Origin of the sequence: Burkholderia sp. B21-005 (assembly GCF_020843965.1) — a bacterium.
GTDB lineage: Bacteria > Pseudomonadota > Gammaproteobacteria > Burkholderiales > Burkholderiaceae > Burkholderia > Burkholderia ambifaria.
On the sequence record NZ_CP086302.1, the window covers coordinates 1,586,022 to 1,602,179 of the forward strand.

The 16,158-nt window shown below is 65.9% G+C and carries 13 protein-coding genes; 7 read left to right on the forward strand and 6 right to left on the reverse strand.

Features of this window, described 5'->3' with window-relative positions; all coding sequences use genetic code 11:
* Positions 1-498 precede the first annotated feature (498 nt).
* Entirely contained in the window at positions 499-1,755 is a 1,257-nt protein-coding gene (locus LMA02_RS23415; RefSeq protein ID WP_228907663.1) for a porin, read from the forward strand.
* Between the two features lie 336 nt (positions 1,756-2,091).
* The gene (gene pal, locus LMA02_RS23420) at positions 2,092-2,583 is read left to right on the forward strand and encodes a peptidoglycan-associated lipoprotein Pal (RefSeq protein WP_228907664.1); all 492 of its coding nucleotides are present in this window, start codon (positions 2,092-2,094) and stop codon (positions 2,581-2,583) included.
* Between the two features lie 185 nt (positions 2,584-2,768).
* On the opposite strand, the gene LMA02_RS23425 is transcribed toward pal, so the two are convergent.
* The 4 genes from LMA02_RS23425 to LMA02_RS23440 form a co-directional block, all read right to left on the reverse strand.
* Positions 2,769-3,248 (reverse strand): hypothetical protein, encoded by a 480-nt coding sequence (locus LMA02_RS23425; protein ID WP_228907665.1) that lies wholly within the window; start codon positions 3,246-3,248, stop codon positions 2,769-2,771.
* A gap of 488 nt (positions 3,249-3,736) precedes the next feature.
* The gene (locus LMA02_RS23430) at positions 3,737-4,999 is read right to left on the reverse strand and encodes a cytochrome c (protein WP_228907666.1); all 1,263 of its coding nucleotides are present in this window, start codon (positions 4,997-4,999) and stop codon (positions 3,737-3,739) included.
* Positions 4,996-5,679: a (2Fe-2S)-binding protein gene (locus LMA02_RS23435; RefSeq protein ID WP_228907667.1), complete on the reverse strand. Its 684-nt coding sequence runs from the start codon at positions 5,677-5,679 to the stop codon at positions 4,996-4,998. The genes LMA02_RS23430 and LMA02_RS23435 overlap by 4 nt, the downstream gene beginning before the upstream one ends.
* Positions 5,676-8,552, reverse strand: coding sequence for a xanthine dehydrogenase family protein molybdopterin-binding subunit (locus tag LMA02_RS23440; protein ID WP_228907668.1), 2,877 nt, complete (start codon positions 8,550-8,552; stop codon positions 5,676-5,678). The genes LMA02_RS23435 and LMA02_RS23440 overlap by 4 nt, the downstream gene beginning before the upstream one ends.
* A gap of 379 nt (positions 8,553-8,931) precedes the next feature.
* On the opposite strand from LMA02_RS23440, the gene LMA02_RS23445 reads away from it, so the two are divergent.
* From LMA02_RS23445 to LMA02_RS23455, 3 genes are all read left to right on the forward strand, one after another.
* Positions 8,932-10,482: a sensor domain-containing diguanylate cyclase gene (locus LMA02_RS23445; RefSeq protein ID WP_228907669.1), complete on the forward strand. Its 1,551-nt coding sequence runs from the start codon at positions 8,932-8,934 to the stop codon at positions 10,480-10,482.
* A 254-nt stretch (positions 10,483-10,736) separates the two neighbouring features.
* Entirely contained in the window at positions 10,737-11,012 is a 276-nt protein-coding gene (locus tag LMA02_RS23450) for a hypothetical protein (RefSeq protein ID WP_228907670.1), read from the forward strand.
* A gap of 247 nt (positions 11,013-11,259) precedes the next feature.
* On the forward strand, positions 11,260-12,297 hold the full coding sequence (locus LMA02_RS23455) for a succinylglutamate desuccinylase/aspartoacylase domain-containing protein (protein ID WP_228907671.1): 1,038 nt from the start codon (positions 11,260-11,262) through the stop codon (positions 12,295-12,297).
* A gap of 86 nt (positions 12,298-12,383) precedes the next feature.
* On the opposite strand, the gene LMA02_RS23460 is transcribed toward LMA02_RS23455, so the two are convergent.
* The gene (locus tag LMA02_RS23460; RefSeq protein ID WP_416378687.1) at positions 12,384-13,442 is read right to left on the reverse strand and encodes a hypothetical protein; all 1,059 of its coding nucleotides are present in this window, start codon (positions 13,440-13,442) and stop codon (positions 12,384-12,386) included.
* Between the two features lie 560 nt (positions 13,443-14,002).
* Between LMA02_RS23460 and LMA02_RS23465 the strand changes: the two genes are divergently transcribed.
* Complete coding sequence (locus LMA02_RS23465; RefSeq protein ID WP_228907672.1) at positions 14,003-14,512, forward strand: RICIN domain-containing protein; 510 nt, start codon at positions 14,003-14,005, stop codon at positions 14,510-14,512.
* Here the strand turns inward: LMA02_RS23465 and LMA02_RS23470 are convergent.
* The gene (locus tag LMA02_RS23470; RefSeq protein ID WP_228907673.1) at positions 14,502-14,855 is read right to left on the reverse strand and encodes a hypothetical protein; all 354 of its coding nucleotides are present in this window, start codon (positions 14,853-14,855) and stop codon (positions 14,502-14,504) included. The two genes, LMA02_RS23465 and LMA02_RS23470, sit on opposite strands and share 11 nt — an antisense overlap.
* 173 nt (positions 14,856-15,028) lie before the next feature.
* Between LMA02_RS23470 and LMA02_RS23475 the strand changes: the two genes are divergently transcribed.
* On the forward strand, positions 15,029-15,949 hold the full coding sequence (locus LMA02_RS23475) for a recombination-associated protein RdgC (RefSeq protein WP_228910093.1): 921 nt from the start codon (positions 15,029-15,031) through the stop codon (positions 15,947-15,949).
* Positions 15,950-16,158: the final 209 nt, after the last annotated feature.

A 16,158-nucleotide genomic window follows, 5' to 3' on the forward strand; every position in this document is an offset into this window, starting at 1 on the left:
CGAACGCGCCGGCGCTTGGCCGATGATTGCTAGTCAGCGGAAAAATTTGCCGGTTGTGTCGGTGTGCGTCATAAATACATACTGCGTTTCACCGGCAACCCATGATTCGCGCGATGCCGCGACGCGATCGTTTGCCTGCGCAACCAGCTTGCGTCGCTGCCGCGCGTGGCCGTCCGGTTGCGGCCGGCGCTCTCCGCGGACGCGCTCGAAGCGCGGGCGATCGCGGTTCGTGCCGCGTATCGGCGCGGCGGCGCCGACGCCGCACTACCGCTTGCCCGCCGCTAACTCGCACATACATCCGTGCATGTGCCCCGCGCGCTGGCCGCACCCCGGCTGCGCCGCGACGTCGCGATTCCATGCGATTTCGCAGAGGACCTTTCCTGTGCAGCGCCTTAATCGACGGTCGCCCGATCTCCAATAATGGCCGCTCGATCCGTCAGCCCGCGCGCCGACGCGACCCACCGGCGATCGGGCCGGAGACCAACGATAAAAAATCCTATGCATTCCTACAAAATCGGCCAGCGTGCCCGCGCGCGCGCCGCCGCGACGCATGCCGTCCGCCGCGGCCACCGCACTAGAACACTCCCCGCGACCGCGATTGCCGCCTGCGTGGCCGGCTTGATTCCGTGCGTCGCGCACGCGCAGAGCAGCGTGACGCTGTACGGCCTGATCGACACGTCGATCACCTATGCCACCCACCAGCGTACGCAAGGCACCGGTTCGCCGGGCAGCGGCAGCGTCGCGCTGACGAGCGGCGCGTTGAACGCATCGCGCTGGGGGCTGCGCGGCCGCGAGGATCTCGGTGGCGGGACGGCGGCGGTCTTCGCGCTCGAAAACGGCTTCTCGGGCACGACCGGCAAGCTGTCGCAGAAAGGCATCGACATGTTCGGCCGTCAGGCATGGGTCGGCGTGAGCTCGCGCACGGCCGGCACGCTGACGTTCGGCCGCCAGTACGACCCGATCCTCGATTTCGTGACGCCGCTCGGCGCGTCGGGCCCCGGCTGGGGCGGCAACCTCGCGGTGCACCCGTACGACAACGACGACTCGAACCGCAACCTGCGCATCAATCACGCGGTGAAGTACACGAGCGCGACGTATCGCGGGCTCACGTTCGGCGCGCTGTACGGGTTCTCGAACACGGCCGGCGCGTTCTCGAACAACGCCGTGTGGAGCGCGGGGCTCGGCTATGCGAACGGACCGCTGAAGCTCGGCGCCGGTTACCTGAAGATCAGCCGCGACCGCAACGCGCCAAACCCGGACGGCGCACTGAGCACGGTCGACGGCTCGGCGACGATCACGGGCGGCAACCAGCAGATCTGGGCCATGGCCGGCCGCTATGCGTTCGGCCAGCATTCGGTCGGCGCCGCGTGGTCGCACTCGGCCACCGACGGCGTGAGCGGCGTGCTCCAGGGCGGCGGCATCACGCCGCTGAAGGGTGAATCGCTGGTCTTCGACAATTTCACGGTCGACGGCCGCTTCTTCGTCTCGCCGGCGTTCAGCCTGTCCGCCGCGTACACGTACACGATGGGCCGATTCGACACGCGCACCGGCCAGACGCGCCCGAAATGGAACCACGTGGTCACGCAGGCCGGCTATGCGCTCTCGACCCGCACGGACGCGTATCTCGAAGCCGTCTATCAAAGCGTGAGCGGCGGCAACGGCAATCCCGCGTTCAACGCGACCGTCTGGACGATGACGCCGTCCGCCAGCAGCAACCAGTTGGTGGTCGCGCTCGGGTTGCGGCACAAGTTCTGACGATCGGGCCAAGCTCGATGCGCCCGCACCGAAATCGCGCATCGCGCTAGCGGATCCTGTTGCGCCCGCGCAAGCAAGAATGCGTCCCGCGTCGTTGTTGCGTGAAATAGACGGAGAAACTGGTCACGCTGTGACATTTTTCCTAATCTAGTTGCAGCGGCGCCGTGAATTCGGCGTTCCGGCCGAGACAATCTTTCATTTGACACATCGCCGGCTTACGAAAGCGCATCGCACTGCGCACGGAAGCCGGCACTTTCGTGTCGTCTCGGCCGGATTCGTGACGTGCCGGTTTGCAGGCACGACGCTTTCCTCGCAGTCAACCGCAGGAGACGCACAATGAGCAAAACGAACCGGTTTGCGGTCCTGGCAGCTTTCGCCCTGCTGGCGGGTTGTCACCACGAGGCAAAAACGCCCGAGAATGCCGGCATGGCGCCGGCGCCGTCGAGCGAAGCGGTCGCCACGGTGACGACCGACGATTTGAACAATCCGAACAGCCCGCTTGCCAAGCGCAGCGTCTACTTCGATTTCGACCAGTACTCGGTGAAGCAGGAATTCCAGTCGCTGCTGCAGTCGCACGCCGACTACCTGCGCAGCCACCCGTCGCGCCGCGTGCTGATCCAGGGCAACACCGACGAACGCGGCACGTCCGAATACAACCTCGCGCTCGGCCAGCGCCGATCGCAAGCCGTAATGAGCGCGCTCGAAACGCTGGGCGTTCAGGCGACGCAACTCGAAGCGGTCAGCCTCGGCAAGGAAAAGCCGGTCGCGCCCGGCCACGACGAAGATTCGTGGGCGCAGAATCGCCGCACCGATCTCGTCTATCGTTGATCGGACGCCGCCGCGACGGCGGCCTCCCGGCCACGCATCACCGGTAGCCTGTCATGCAGCGAGTCGCCGGGGCGCACCGCACGCCCCGGCTGCGCGTTGCCGTACGACCTCGGTTCGTCCGGTTCATGCGCGCCATCGTCCCGGCCGTCACACGTCGATCGCACAGCGCCCGCTGACGCACCGCTTCAACTCGAATGCGCGCGTTCGAGCCGTCGATGCAGCCAGCGCGACATCACGGCCGACGTCACGATCGAATCGAGTATCGCGATCACGTTGATCCCGCCGATTTCGCCGTCATTCAGCAGATGGGACTGCAGCAGCACATAGCCGACCATCAGACCGGTGCCGACGATCATGCCCAGCAGCACGAACCAGCGCCGCCGGATGCGCGTGCCGATCGCGCCCATGATGCCGCCCGCGAGCGTCGCCGGCAGGAAATAGCCCAGGAAGAACGACGCGCCAAGGATCATCAGCACCATGCTTGCGCAGAGTTTCAGCGTGTCCCAATGCGGGCCGTTGATCACCGACCATGCAACCAGCATCACGGCCGGCCACACGAGCGCCGCGACCAGCGGCGCGCCGAAGGTAAATGACAGACAGCCGAGCACGACCGGATTGGACGGGCTCGATGATTTGCGCGGCGGATGATCGCGAGTGGCGCTCATGGTTTTTGTCGTCGGAATCGGAATGGCGGCGAGCCGGAGTGTACCAAGCCGCCGTGCCGGGCAGCCGATCCGGCACCGGCATGCGACGCACACTGAGCCGTGCCGATACGCAAAAAGCATGGAATAAACCGCGCGCCGGAAACGTTTCGTCTTCGCGCGGCGCCGGTTCATGCGAACCACGCGGCCGCGCGGCCTGCGCGGTGCAAGGAGAGTGAAATGAAATCGGCAAGACTGGCCGCGGCACTGCTCGCGGCGCTGATGCTGGTGCTGTCGGCGGGATGTACGTCGTCAGGCGGCGGCGTATCGCAAGGAGCCGGCATGAGCCGGTATGGCGGCGCGGGCGGCAGCGGAGGCGGCGGAGGGGGGGGTGGTGGCGGAGGGGGCGGCGGCTACTGAAGCGCCGCCGGAAAGGTACGGGCGGAGCGCCGTGCGCGAGCGCAGCCGGAAACCGGCCGCCTCGCGCGCTGCGCCCCGTTGCGCCGCACGACTTACTGACGCATGGCCTTCACGTCGGCCGGCGTGACGTTCGCGGGCTGGCCGCCCCACGTCGCACGCAGGTAGTTCGCGAGCTGCGCGAGTTCGTCGTCGCTCAGCGTATGCGCGAAACCCGGCATCGGCTGCAGGTTTTCGAAGCCGGCGAACTTCTGCTCGTCGATGCCGTCGAGCATCGCGACCAGCAGGTTGCGCGAGTCCCCCTGACGCAGCGTCGAATTGCCATTCATCGGCACCGCCACGTGCGGCTTGCCTTCGCCGTTCAGGCCGTGACAGCCCGCGCACACCGCGAGATACACCGAGCGGCCGGCCGCGAGCTGCGCGGCGTCGGCCGACACCGGCTTCACCGGCTGCGGTGCCGGCGGCGTATCGCCGAGCAGGTACACGGACAGCGCGCGCAGGTCGTCCTTCGTCATGGTTTGCGTGCTCAGGTGCACGACCGGATACATTTCCCCGAACGCCGAGCCTTGCGGCGCGATGCCGACGCCGAAGAACGTCTGCAGGTCGGCGCCCGTCCAGCCGCGCGCGGCGAGGCCGGCCGGCGTGATGTCCGGCGCGGCCACACGGCCGAGCGCGGCGCCCGCGAACGGCTTCGCGTCGTCGAGCTGACCGGTGAACGCGCGCGGCGTGTGGCATTCCGCGCAGTGGCCTAGCGCGCCCGCCAGGTAGCGGCCACGCTGCCAGTCGGCGGACCGGCCGCTCGACGCGTCGGGCAGGCTGTCCTTCAGGAACACCATGTCCCAGAACACCATGCCGAAGCGCAGGTTGTACGGGAACTTGAGTGCGTGCGCGCGGTTTTCCTGCGCGACCGGCCTGACCGTCTTCAGGTACGCGTACATCGCGTCGCTATCGGCGCGCGTGAGCTGCCGGTACGACGTGTACGGCATCGACGGATACAGCCGCTTGCCCGGCGCCTTGCCGTCGTGCAGCGCGGCGTAGAAGTCGTCCGCGCTCCAGCTGCCGATCCCGTGATCCTTGTCGGGCGTGATGTTCGAGCCGTAGAACGTGCCGAACGGCGATTCGAGCGGCGCACCGCCGGCGAACGGCGCGCCGTCCTTCGCGGTGTGGCACGCCGCGCAGTCCGCGGCCTTGACGAGATAGCGGCCGCGCGCGACCGGGTCGGCGCCGGGCGCGCCGGATGCCGCGCTCGAGACCGGCGCGTCATGGCCGCCGCAGGCGGCGAGCAGCAGCGCGCAGACGGCCGCGAGTGCGGGCAAGCCTGCGGCCCGCACGGCACGATGGGCGAATGTGCGTTTCATGCGGCGTCCTTCACAAGTCCCGGCGTCGTCAAAATCACGTCCTTCACGGCTGCGTAGTAGCGCACGTAACCCGTGCAGCGGCAGAGATGCGCGTTCAACGCGTCGGTGATCGTGCGCTCGACGTCGGCCTTCGCAATCGGCTCGCGCTTCAGGCGCTCGATCAGCACCGTCGCCGCATTGACGAAGCCCGGCGTGCAGTAGCCGCACTGGAAGCTGAAGTGCTCGAGGAACTTCTGCTGGATCGGCGACAGCTCGACTACCTCGCCCGCGTCGTTGCGCTTCGCGTGGCCCTCGATCGTGCGGATCGAACGGCCGTGGAAGAAGTGCGCGCCGGTGATGCAGGTGCGCATCTCCTCGCTCGTGCCGTCCGGCTTGTCGACGATCACGACGCACGCGTGGCAGACGCCCTGCCCGCAGCCGAGCCGCGAACCGGTGAGGCCCGCGTACTCGTGCAGGAACTCGATCATCATCAGCCCTTCCGGCACCTGCATCGGGCCGACGGACTTGCCGTTGATGTTCACCGACAGCGGTTTCTGCTGGAACCGGACGAGCGGACGCTCGACGGCGGCCGGCGCGGCCGATGCGGATGCCGGGGCGGCCGAAGCCGCGTTCGGCGCGGACGCAGCGGTCGCAGCCGCGCTGGCGCTCGCGGCCGAAGCCGCGGTTTGGGCGGTCGTCATGCGAGCACCTCCTGAATCTTTTGCGGGGTCACCGGCAAATCGGTGAAACGATGGCCGATCGCGTGCGCGATGCCGTTCACGATCGCGCCGACGACGGGGATCATCACCACTTCGGCGACGCCCTTCGGCGGATCGGTCTCGGACAGCGGCGGCAGGATGTCGTCCGTCTGCGACCACACGGCGACGTCGGTCGCGCGCGGCAGCGGGTAACGGTTGAAGTTCCACGTGCCGTTGCCGGGGCCGTCTTCGTAAAGCGGCAGCGCCTCGTGCAGCGCATGGCCGATGCCCATCGCGAGGCCGCCTTGCAGCTGGCCCGACACGAGCTGCGGCGAGATCTGGTTACCGCACTCCATGATCGAGTGATGCGTGAGCAACTCGACCTTGCCAGTCGCTTCGTGCACGGCCAGCTCGACCAGCGTGCCGACCGCCGTGTAGTACGTGACGGCCGCGTTGTTGCGGCTCGTCGGCGGAATGAACACGCGCTTGCGGTCCAGCACGCGGTAGCCGTTCGCGGTCGGCGCCAGCGTGCCGCGCATCGTGGTCGCGCCCGCCGGCGCGGCAGTGCCCGGCAGCGGGCCGTCGTCGCCCGTTTTCGGCGCGCCGACGCGCAACGACAGTCCATCGACCGGCAGACGATCGACCATGCCGCCCACTTCGAACTCGGCGTCGGTCCACTGCCAGCGGTTGAACACGTGCACGACGGCGCCGGTCGGCAAGCCGAGCGCATGCGCCTGCTTCGCGAGCTGCTCGAACGTCAGCGGCTCGAGGCCGTCGGCGGTCAGCTTGCCGTCGACCCAGCGCGCGTCCTCGATGCGGATCGCGTACGGCGCGGCCTGGCCGCCGCCGAGGCCGCGCGTCCAGATCGACATCGCGGCCGGCCACAGCCCGTAGCGGAACACCGCGCGCGCGGCTTCGCGCGTGCTGTGCGTGAAGTAGTACGCGGAGTTCGTCGCGCTCGACGGCGACGCGTAGCTCGGCGACCAGCGCGGATTCGCGCTCAGGCGATCCTGGTCGGCCTGCGACATCAGGTACGGATCGCCGCTCGTCTCGACCGGCAGGTCGGGCCATTCGGTCAGCGCGACGCGCACGTCGGTCGCCGGGCGGCCGAGCCACTTCGCGACCGCGACGGCCTGCGACGTCGACATCCCGGTGCCGATCTCGGCGGCCGTGTGATGCAGCGACACCTTGCCGTTCTCGTCGAATTCGACCTTCGCGAACGATGCCTCGGCGCCCGTGCCGAAATCCTTCTGCACACACGCGAAGCCCACGCCGTAGCGCTTGCCGGGGTTCGCGGCCTCGAATTCGGCCTTGCGCGTCGCACGACGCGTCCACAGCGGATGCTGCTTCGCGCGCTCCAGCACTTCCTCGACGCGCAGCGCGCCGGCGGGAATCGCGCCCTGCGTGTTCTTCATCCCCGAGCGCAATGCGTTGCGCAGGCGGAAATCGATCGGGTCGAGGTTCAGTTGCGCGGCGATTTCGTCGACGGCCATCTCGGTCGCGGCCATGCTCTGCAGCGTGCCGTAGCCGCGGGCCGAGCCGGCGTCGATCGCGCGCGACGCGATCGCGACCGCCGCGAGGTCGCTCTTCGGGAAGTAGTAGATCGATTGCGCGGCCGTCGCACCGACCATCGCGACCGACGGCGAGAAGTTCGAACGCCCGCCGCCGTTCGCCTCGAAGTCGCCCTTGAACGACTGCAGGAGGCCCGTGTTGCGATCGACCGCGATCCGGTAATGCATCTTGAACGCGTGACGCTTCAGCGACGTCTGGAACTGCTCGTAGCGGTCGTTCGCGAACCGCACCGGGCGGCCGTCCGCGTACAGCGCGCAGACGAGGCCGTAGAACGGCACGTTGCAGTGATCCTTCGAGCCGTAGCCGACCGTGTAGCACGGATGCACGAACAGCTTCTTCACCGGGAAGCGGCATTTCGCGACCATCGCGGCCGCGTTCTCCGCCACTTCGAGCGGCGACTGGGTCGGCACGACGAGGTGCATCGACTGCGTCGCGGCGTCGTACCAGCAGTTCGCGTTGTCGGGTTCGAGCGCGGCGGTATCGACCGACTGCGTGTTGTACTCGCGGTCGAACACCAGCCAGTCGGCCGACGGGCGATCGAGTTCGGCGGCGATCTGGCCGGCCAGGAACATCCCCTGCTCGTCGAGCCTGCCGTGTTCCTTGCCGTCCGGCCAGACCGGCAGGTGCTTGCGCATCATGCTCGGGAAGATCGGCGCGTCCTTCAGGCTCGAGTAGACATCGTCGTCGTAGGCCGTCTTGCCGCCCACCCGCACGTAGCGGAACGTGCCCCACGGATCGCGCTCGAGCGGGCCCGTGACCGCACCGTAGCGGATCACGTCGTCGCGGAACTTGAGCGCGTTCTTCGCGAAGCGAAAGCGCGCGAAGTCGTGGTAGATGAGGATCGCGACCGCATGGCCGAGATACGCGGGCGTCTTGCCGGCGGGCAACAGCATGTCGTCGCCGTAGAACGTCGGGAACGCGACGCCGTCGCGCGCGAGATCGTCGGCCGTGACGACGCGGTCCGGCTTCAGTTCGTCGCCGAGCAGCGACAGGTCGAAGCCTTCGTAGAGGCGATCAGCCTGCGTGACGCGCAGGATCAGCGCGTGCGACTGCTGCTGCGGCCAGTGCGGCATGTCGGCCGCGCGCACGTCGCGGGCGAACACTTTCGAGCCCGTGACCTTCGCGATGCCGTCGATGCGGAATTGGGGGATGCCGGTGACGCTATCCCATTTGACCGGGGTGAGGAGTTTTTCTTCGAAGAGCGCCGCGAACGCGCGGCTGCCGATGGGCGCGACGTAGACCGCGACGCCCGCCAGCACGCTGGCTTTCAGAAAACCCCGCCGTGACAGGCCGTGGTTTTGCATGTGGGGGAACCTCCTGATGCGGCTCGTACGGCGATCGGGTGTCGCGGCGTTCGGAGCGGCGCGCATTCTGGCATTGTTTTGGATATATCGCCTATAGTATTTCTCGCATGAAATACTTATTGAATTTCTTATAACGGGATTCGGACGGGCTGCGGCGCCCGCCCGACATCGTCCCGTTGGCAACGATCCTGCCCCCGCACCGGCGAATCCGCAAGGCGCTCGCAAGCGTGGTTTACGACTACCCGCCGACGCCCCCCGCACGGCACGCGCGGCCGATATTTCATGGTAATGTCGTGCGCATCCGGCTCGCCGGTCATCCCGCCGCCTGCCGCGCGGGGCTGCCGGCGATGAATCGCACCGTGTCGAGGTCAAAAGAGCCATGGCAGTCAAGGCGCGCCTCCTGAACGCCGTTCTCGCCACTCCCCCCTGCGGTAATCACCGCGTGACGGACGCACTGCGTCCGTCGATGCTCGTCACGCTGTTCGAGGACCTGCGCCCGATGGCGCTGTCCGGCGTCGCCAGCGCGTTCGTCGCGGCGATCGCGCTGTTCCGTCTGCAGCAACTCTGGTGTTTCGTGTGGCTCGTCGCCGACGTCGGCCTGCTCGCCGCGCGACTCGCGATCGCACGCGCGTATGCGGTACGCCGTGCCGCCGGCGACGATCGCGCCGAATACTGGGCGCGGCACTATGCCCCCGTGTCGCTCGCCGCGTGTTTCTTGCTTGGTCTCGGCGTGATGGGCTGCGTGGACGCGTCCGACGTCGAGCTCGGCACGCTGTCGGTGATGGTCGCGGGCGGCGTGTTCGGCGGGATCGCGTCGCGCAATTCGGCGCTGCCGCGGCTCGCGATGACCCAGGTCACGCTCGGCGTGCTGCCGATCGGCGTCGGCGCCCTGCTGGCCCACCGGCCCGGCGCATGGCTGCTACTGCCGCCGCTCGTGATCTATCTCGCGGCGATGCGCACGGTCGTCGAGCGCCATTACCGCGTGCTGGTCGCGCTGATCGCCGCGCGCCAGCGCAACGCCGAGCTCGTCGCGCGCTTCGATGCCGCACTCACCTACATGCCGCACGGCCTGTGCATGATCGACGGCGAGAGCCGCGTGATCGTCGCGAACCGGCGCACCGCGCAGCTGTTCGGCTCACCGCGCGAAATCATGCTGGACACCCCGCTGCCCGACGTCATCGCGGCGCTCGGCGCGAACGCGGTGACCGAGCCCGGCCATGCGGGCCTCGCCGCGCAGTGCGCGGTCTGGCTGAGCCGCGACGAACCCGTGCCGCTCGACATCGCGCTCGCCGACGGGCGCCAGCTCGAACTGACGCGCCATCGCGTACCGGACGGCAATGCGGTGGTCATCGTCGAGGACGTCACCACGCGCCGCCGCGCCGAGCAGCACATCCGGCACCTTGCGCGGCACGACGCGCTGACCGGCTTGCCGAATCGCCACGAACTGCATGCGGAACTCAGGCGCAGGCTCGCGCATCGGCCGCGCCAGCCGAGCCCCGCGCTTGCAGTCATGTATCTCGATCTCGACGGCTTCAAGGCGATCAACGACCGGTTCGGCCACCAGGCCGGCGACGAAGTGCTTACGCAGGTCGCCGAGCGGCTCGGCAAGACGCTGCCGCCCGGCGAGCTGGCGGCTCGCATCGGCGGCGACGAGTTCGTCGTCGCGATTGACGACACGACGATGCAGGCGTGCTCGATCCTCGCCGCGCGCATCATCCGGCAGATTTCCGCGCCGTACACGCTGTCGATCGGCGCGACCGTCAGCCTCGGGATCAGCATCGGCATCGCGCTCGACGACGGACACGGCTCGCCCGACGAACTGATCCGGCAGGCCGACAGCGCGCTGTACGACGCAAAGTCGGGCGGCAAGGGGATCTACCGTTTCTATTCGGCGGGAAGCCGTCGCATGGCGCCCGCGACCGCGAACTGAGCGAGCGCGCGGCGCGCCCCGCATCTGCATTCGTTCCCCCGCGATTCATTTCCGAAACGCGTTGCATCGGCCGGCGCAGGTGCGCATGTGTTTCGCCACGCGCGGGCATGTCACGTGACGTGTTCCGTAACATCGGCCCGCGCCGCGCGCCACGTTCGCCGCAGAAGCCTGCACGATCGCTGCGGCGCGCGGCAATTCATCGCTGGCACTCTTATTGCTCCTTGACTGTGAAACACGACGTCGGGGAGCCCAACATGAATACCGTCGAAGTCATCAGCCGCACGGAAACGATCGATCAACTGGACGTGATCGACGGCGCCGCGCTGATCCGGCGGCTCGTCTCCGAGCACCGCCCGCCGGCCGCCCGTGAAGCCGCGTGCGTCGACAGCCCGCCGCTGACGCTGTATGGCGCATTTCGCCAGGGCATCACCGATCACGCGGCGCGGCGCGCGAATCCGTATCGTGCCGGCAGCCGTTTCTGGGCGCTGTGGGAAGAAGGCCGTATCGAAGCTGAAACGTCGGGTCGCTGACGCGATCACGCGCGCCGGCCCTGTCGCGACAAGGGGCTGACGCGCAACCCGGCGTGCGCGGGCCACCCGCTCGCACGCCGGCATGCGTTTCAGCGCTGCAACATCGCGCGCGGCCGCTCCGGTTGCGCATGTCGCGCCTTCGCGCGCGGGCCGATTGACGGTGTCCGGCATCGCCTGCACCGCGCGCGCCGCGCGACGGTCGTTTCCCGATAAGATGGCAGACTCCCGTTCTTCGAACGATGTCGCCATGACCGCCTCCTCTTCCTCACACCGAAATCCCATCCACTGCGAAATCGATCTCGATGCGCAAGGCAAGCATGCGGGCTACCTGCGCCTGCCGCATTCCGTGCATCGCTCCGCGTACGGCTGGCTGCCGATCCCGATCGCGTCGATCCGCAACGGCGACGGCCCGGTCGCGCTCGTGATGGCCGGCAATCACGGCGACGAATACGAAGGCCAGATCATCGTGTCGCAGCTGATGCGCGAGATCGACCCGGAGATGGTCAGCGGACAGCTGATCCTGCTGCCGATGGCGAATTTCCCCGCGGCCGACGCGGGCCTGCGCGTGTCGCCGCTCGACGAGGGCAACCTGAACCGCAGCTTTCCCGGCGACCCCACCGGCACGCCGACGCAGATGATCGCCCACTACATCGAGCATGCGCTGCTGTCGCGCGCGCAGTATCTGGTCGACCTGCATTCGGGCGGCAGCTCGTTGCTGTACCAGGGCGGCAACATGCTCGCGATCGACCCGCTCGACGACGACGAGGCTAAGAAGCTCAACGGGCTGCTCGTCGCGTTCGGGTTGCCGAACGCGCTGCTGCACGCGCCGAACCCGGTGCATTCCGCATCGGCCGCGCGCCGGCAGGGCGCGATCTCGATCGTCACCGAACTCGGCGGTGCGGGCATGGCCGATCCGTCGCTGATCCGGCTCGGCCGCCACGGGCTGCTGCACTACCTCGGCCATATCGGGCTGCTGCGCGGCGCGCTCGTGCCCGACGCGCCACCGACCGTCACGCGCTTCCTGCGCGTCGACGGCGATCGCCACTTCGTCTATGCATACGAGCGCGGGCTGTATGAACCGCTCGTCGAACTCGGCGATCAGGTGAAGGCCGGACAGCCGGCCGCGTGGGTGCACTTCCCCGACACGCCGCTGCGCGAGCCGGTGCTGCATCGCTTCAAGGGCGACGGCGAAGTGGTGTGCAAGCGCGTGCCGGCGCAGGTGCAGCGTGGCGATTGCCTGTTTCAGCTGGCGGAGGCGTCGACGCCGCCGCGTGTCATCGCGTGATCGCGACTGGCGCAACCCGCCCCCGCGAAGGATATCGACCACGCGTCACACCCGTCGTACGCCGGCGCCAGTGCATATGCGGACCGTCAGCCGGGTGACTCGTTTCCCTGCGCGGCACCGCATTGATGGCAATGCGGGAAGAAGAAGAAATTCCGGCCGCCGCATTCGCATACATTGAAAAGCCGCAATCCGCAATGTACGCAGAACGTGGAATCGTCGCCGCCGAGATTCCATTGTTTGTCGCATGACGGGCAGCGCTTTTTTTCGAGTGACCGAACGGCTTTTTCGTATCCGATCGTGCGCGCGCGTGCGCCCTGATCCTGCTGCAATTCGAGCCGTTTGCGTTCGGCATAGCGCTGAAATGCCTTCATCATGTAAAGGCCCGCGAATACCGTGAGTGCAATGCCGACCAGAACCCGGACATAGCCGCCGAAATTCGGCAGGTACGGAACCAGTTCAATGAAAAACGCGCTCAGTGCAAACAGGCCAAAACCATACACGAAAGGCCAGTAGCGCACCTTGCGGTAGCGGATGAACAGCCAGATCGCAACCAGCAGTATCGGTAACGTCAGCGCCAGCCGAAGCCCGAACACTTGCATCTCGTAGTGCCGTGTTGCCTCGTCGAAGCGCCGTTCGGCTGCTGCGTCCGCTTCGGCGATTTGCGTGTTCACTTGAGTCTGCTGCGAGCTCAGTGCCCGTTGCTGGTCGCCGATCGCATCGATCTGATGCTGCCAGTTGACCACCACGGCCTGGAGCGTATCAAGCTTGTGCGTTCTGGCCAGAATGTCCGGGTTCCTCGCGCTGTCTCCTGTCACCGAGCGGGTTGCCAGCCAGTTGCGGAAACTTTCCTTCTCGGCCGCGTACTCCTTCGCGGCGCGGCCGCGCGCCACTTCCATTGTGTCGGCCTTCTCGACAAGCGCGTCGTGCTGCGCCTGCAGACGGCGCCGCGCCGCGTCCAGCCGCGCCTTTGCCTGAGTATCAGCGAATTGCTCGATGACGGGCGGACCGCCGTTCGGCGCGAACGCCATGTCGCGGATCACAAGACTGCCGAGCATGTTCAGAAAGACCGCGAAGATGATCGCAATTACCCATGACGCGAGTCGCAGGAGCCGCGCTGGACTGGTCAGGCCGTCGCCGGAATTCATCATTATTTTTTTGCCCTCGGTTGGAATGGCATTCATTGTCGCCAATCTCGATACAACCATCAATTGTCTCTTTCTCGTCGATTTCAGCCCGGCGCCGCTCCGATGCCGCATGTCGACCTTGAACGGCCCGCCCGTTCGCCCAACGGCGGCCATTCGCGCAACGGCTCTGCGTGCCACTCCGGTTTCGGCGTTGTTGCATTAATCGGGCGTAGTGACGAGGTGAGGCCGATGGTCATTGATTTCAGGCAATGCGAACGGATTGCGGGCGTGCGAGGTCCGCCATGCGGTTCGGCACGCCCACGCGGATGGCAAACCCGGATTGTTAAAAAGGGTGCTGGACCGGCTATTTTGCGTAAACGTCAGCCGGCCGCTTGCTCGTCCGATTTATGCGGCAACGCCATCCTTTCGTGTAATCGCATGTAATTGATTCAGCGATGTGACGGGCCTAATGTTTATCCCAGGCAGAAGCCCATCCTCAAACCTTGCCAATAAAGCGCCGACGATTTTTTGTCGATTATATGCAGATACATCAAGGGTCTTGTGGCAAGGATGATTTCCGTGTGAGGCTGCTGTCGGGAAGGAAGCATTCGTTTATCGACTCATCCAATTACCTCTCAGAGGAAAAAATGGCAAAAATTTCTTACACGGCCGATACCAGCTGGGTCATCGGCGTCACCGATCGCGTCAAAGGCAACAAGGTGGTGCTCGTTCCCGCCAGTACGGACCACCTGTATACCGAGTGGGACTTCCAAGCGGATGGCGGAATCACGCTGCACAGCGACCCCACGCTCGCCATCGACTGCGGAACGGTATCCGACGAGCAATACCTTGTCCTGAACACCTACGTGAAAAACCACGCGTCGGCCTCTCAGCAATGGCAATTCGACCCGCAATCGGACGACCCGCAATCGGGCTACATCGAAAACGTGACCAATTCGCAACTTGTCTTCGACCTCCAATGGAGATCGGTCGCGAAGGGCACGCCCATCTGGACATACTCGGCAAACGCATCGGATGCGGAGATCTGGAGCCCGGTTCCGATCCCCCAGGATTCTTTCATCAAGAAGTGACCTGACCCATGTTTCGATGGTGCGCCGATTGACTTATTCGGCGCACCATCGTAACTGCCTGTGGGCACGACGCACTGAATCGCAGGCAGCCGAGGTACGCCCGATTAATGCAAAAACGCCCCGGTTTCTGGATGTGGAACTCGTCCCTGAGGGTTGCGATCCGTTTCCCACCATCGTTTTTTTCATCGTCGTGGAAAACCACACTCATGCCAAGCGCGCTTGGTGAAATCAGATTTTCTACAGGGTTGTCGATGAAGATGCTCTCTTCAAGTCTTATTTCGACACATCGTAAAGCATGTTCAAAAACCACTGGCCCATGGTAATAAAAAATAGCCTTTATCACGTCTGGATTCCTTCTCGGAAAGAGAAACTTACTTCACGGTTTTCTTGAGGTAGGCCAAAGCAAGTCGCGCACATCCGCGAGATTGCCGGCGATCTTCGCGATGTTGTCGAACGATTGAAATTGGCCGGGAACCGTCGGCGTCATATAGAATGACGCGCTTTGCCCGCCCCCCTATGTGGTTCAAGAACCTTCAGCTTCACCGTCTTCCGGCACCTTGGGCCGTGACCCCCGACCAGATGGAAAAATGGCTGGCGCCTTACGCGTTTCAGCCGGGCAGCAGCGTCGAAATGCAGAGCGTCGGATGGGCTTCGCCGCGTGACGACGGCGCGCTTGTGTATTCGATCAACCGGCAGATGCTGCTGCTGTTTCGTGCCGAAAAGAAGCTGCTCCCGGCATCGGTCGTCAATCAAGTAACCAAAGCGCGTGCGCTTGACGTCGAGGAGCAGCAGGGTTTCAAGGTCGGCCGGAAACAACTGCGCGAACTCAAGGAGCAGGTTACCGACGAACTGATGCCGCGCGCGTTCAGCATTCGTCGCGATACCCGCGTGTGGATCGATACGGCGAACGGCTGGCTCGTCATCGATGCGGCTGCACAGGCACTTGCCGACGACGTTCGCAGCCTGCTCGTCAAATCGATCGACTCGCTGCCGCTCGCCGGTGTTCATGTGGCCCGTTCGCCGGTGGCAGCAATGACGGACTGGCTGCTGTCCGGCGACGCGCCGGGCGGCTTCACCGTGGACCAGGACGCCGAGTTGCGCTCGAGCGACCAAGGTGGCGCCACGGTGCGATACGTCGGCCACGCGCTGGAAGCGAACGACATGCGCCGGCACATCGAAGCCGGCAAACAATGCACGCGCCTCGCGATGACCTGGGATGACCGCGTCTCATTCGTGCTGACACCGTCGCTGACGATCAAGCGTGTCACGCCGCTCGACGTGATCAAGGAGGCGGCGGATCCCACTGCGCAAAATGACGATGAACGCTTCGATTCGGATGTCACGCTGATGACGGGGGAATTGGGGCGGATGCTGACCAATCTTGTCGATATCCTGGGTGGCGATCAGCACGACTCGATTCATCAGGCGGCAGCCTGACTCCGTCGTCGTCGAGGACCATCGCCCGGCGACGGCGGGGCGTCGCACTGACGCGACAATTCGAGGAGGACCGTAGCCACCATGGCGGCGAGTCGCGGCCGGAGGCTCGTGCCCCTGTAGAAACAACCCCGAATCGGCGCGACCGGTAGGCCATCGAAACAACGACACCTCGCCGATCCACAACGGTCATCCTCGTCATACACTCATCG

What these genes read in the sequence shown, in the direction of transcription:
- LMA02_RS23415 (WP_228907663.1), top strand. Translation starts at nt 499, where the DNA reads ATGCATTCCTACAAAATCGGCCAGCGTGCCCGCGCGCGCGCCGCCGCG.
- pal (WP_228907664.1), top strand. Translation starts at nt 2,092, where the DNA reads ATGAGCAAAACGAACCGGTTTGCGGTCCTGGCAGCTTTCGCCCTGCTG.
- LMA02_RS23425 (WP_228907665.1), bottom strand. Translation starts at nt 3,248, where the DNA reads ATGAGCGCCACTCGCGATCATCCGCCGCGCAAATCATCGAGCCCGTCC.
- LMA02_RS23430 (WP_228907666.1), bottom strand. Translation starts at nt 4,999, where the DNA reads ATGAAACGCACATTCGCCCATCGTGCCGTGCGGGCCGCAGGCTTGCCC.
- LMA02_RS23435 (WP_228907667.1), bottom strand. Translation starts at nt 5,679, where the DNA reads ATGACGACCGCCCAAACCGCGGCTTCGGCCGCGAGCGCCAGCGCGGCT.
- LMA02_RS23440 (WP_228907668.1), bottom strand. Translation starts at nt 8,552, where the DNA reads ATGCAAAACCACGGCCTGTCACGGCGGGGTTTTCTGAAAGCCAGCGTG.
- LMA02_RS23445 (WP_228907669.1), top strand. Translation starts at nt 8,932, where the DNA reads ATGGCAGTCAAGGCGCGCCTCCTGAACGCCGTTCTCGCCACTCCCCCC.
- LMA02_RS23450 (WP_228907670.1), top strand. Translation starts at nt 10,737, where the DNA reads ATGAATACCGTCGAAGTCATCAGCCGCACGGAAACGATCGATCAACTG.
- LMA02_RS23455 (WP_228907671.1), top strand. Translation starts at nt 11,260, where the DNA reads ATGACCGCCTCCTCTTCCTCACACCGAAATCCCATCCACTGCGAAATC.
- LMA02_RS23460 (WP_416378687.1), bottom strand. Translation starts at nt 13,442, where the DNA reads ATGAATTCCGGCGACGGCCTGACCAGTCCAGCGCGGCTCCTGCGACTC.
- LMA02_RS23475 (WP_228910093.1), top strand. Translation starts at nt 15,029, where the DNA reads ATGTGGTTCAAGAACCTTCAGCTTCACCGTCTTCCGGCACCTTGGGCC.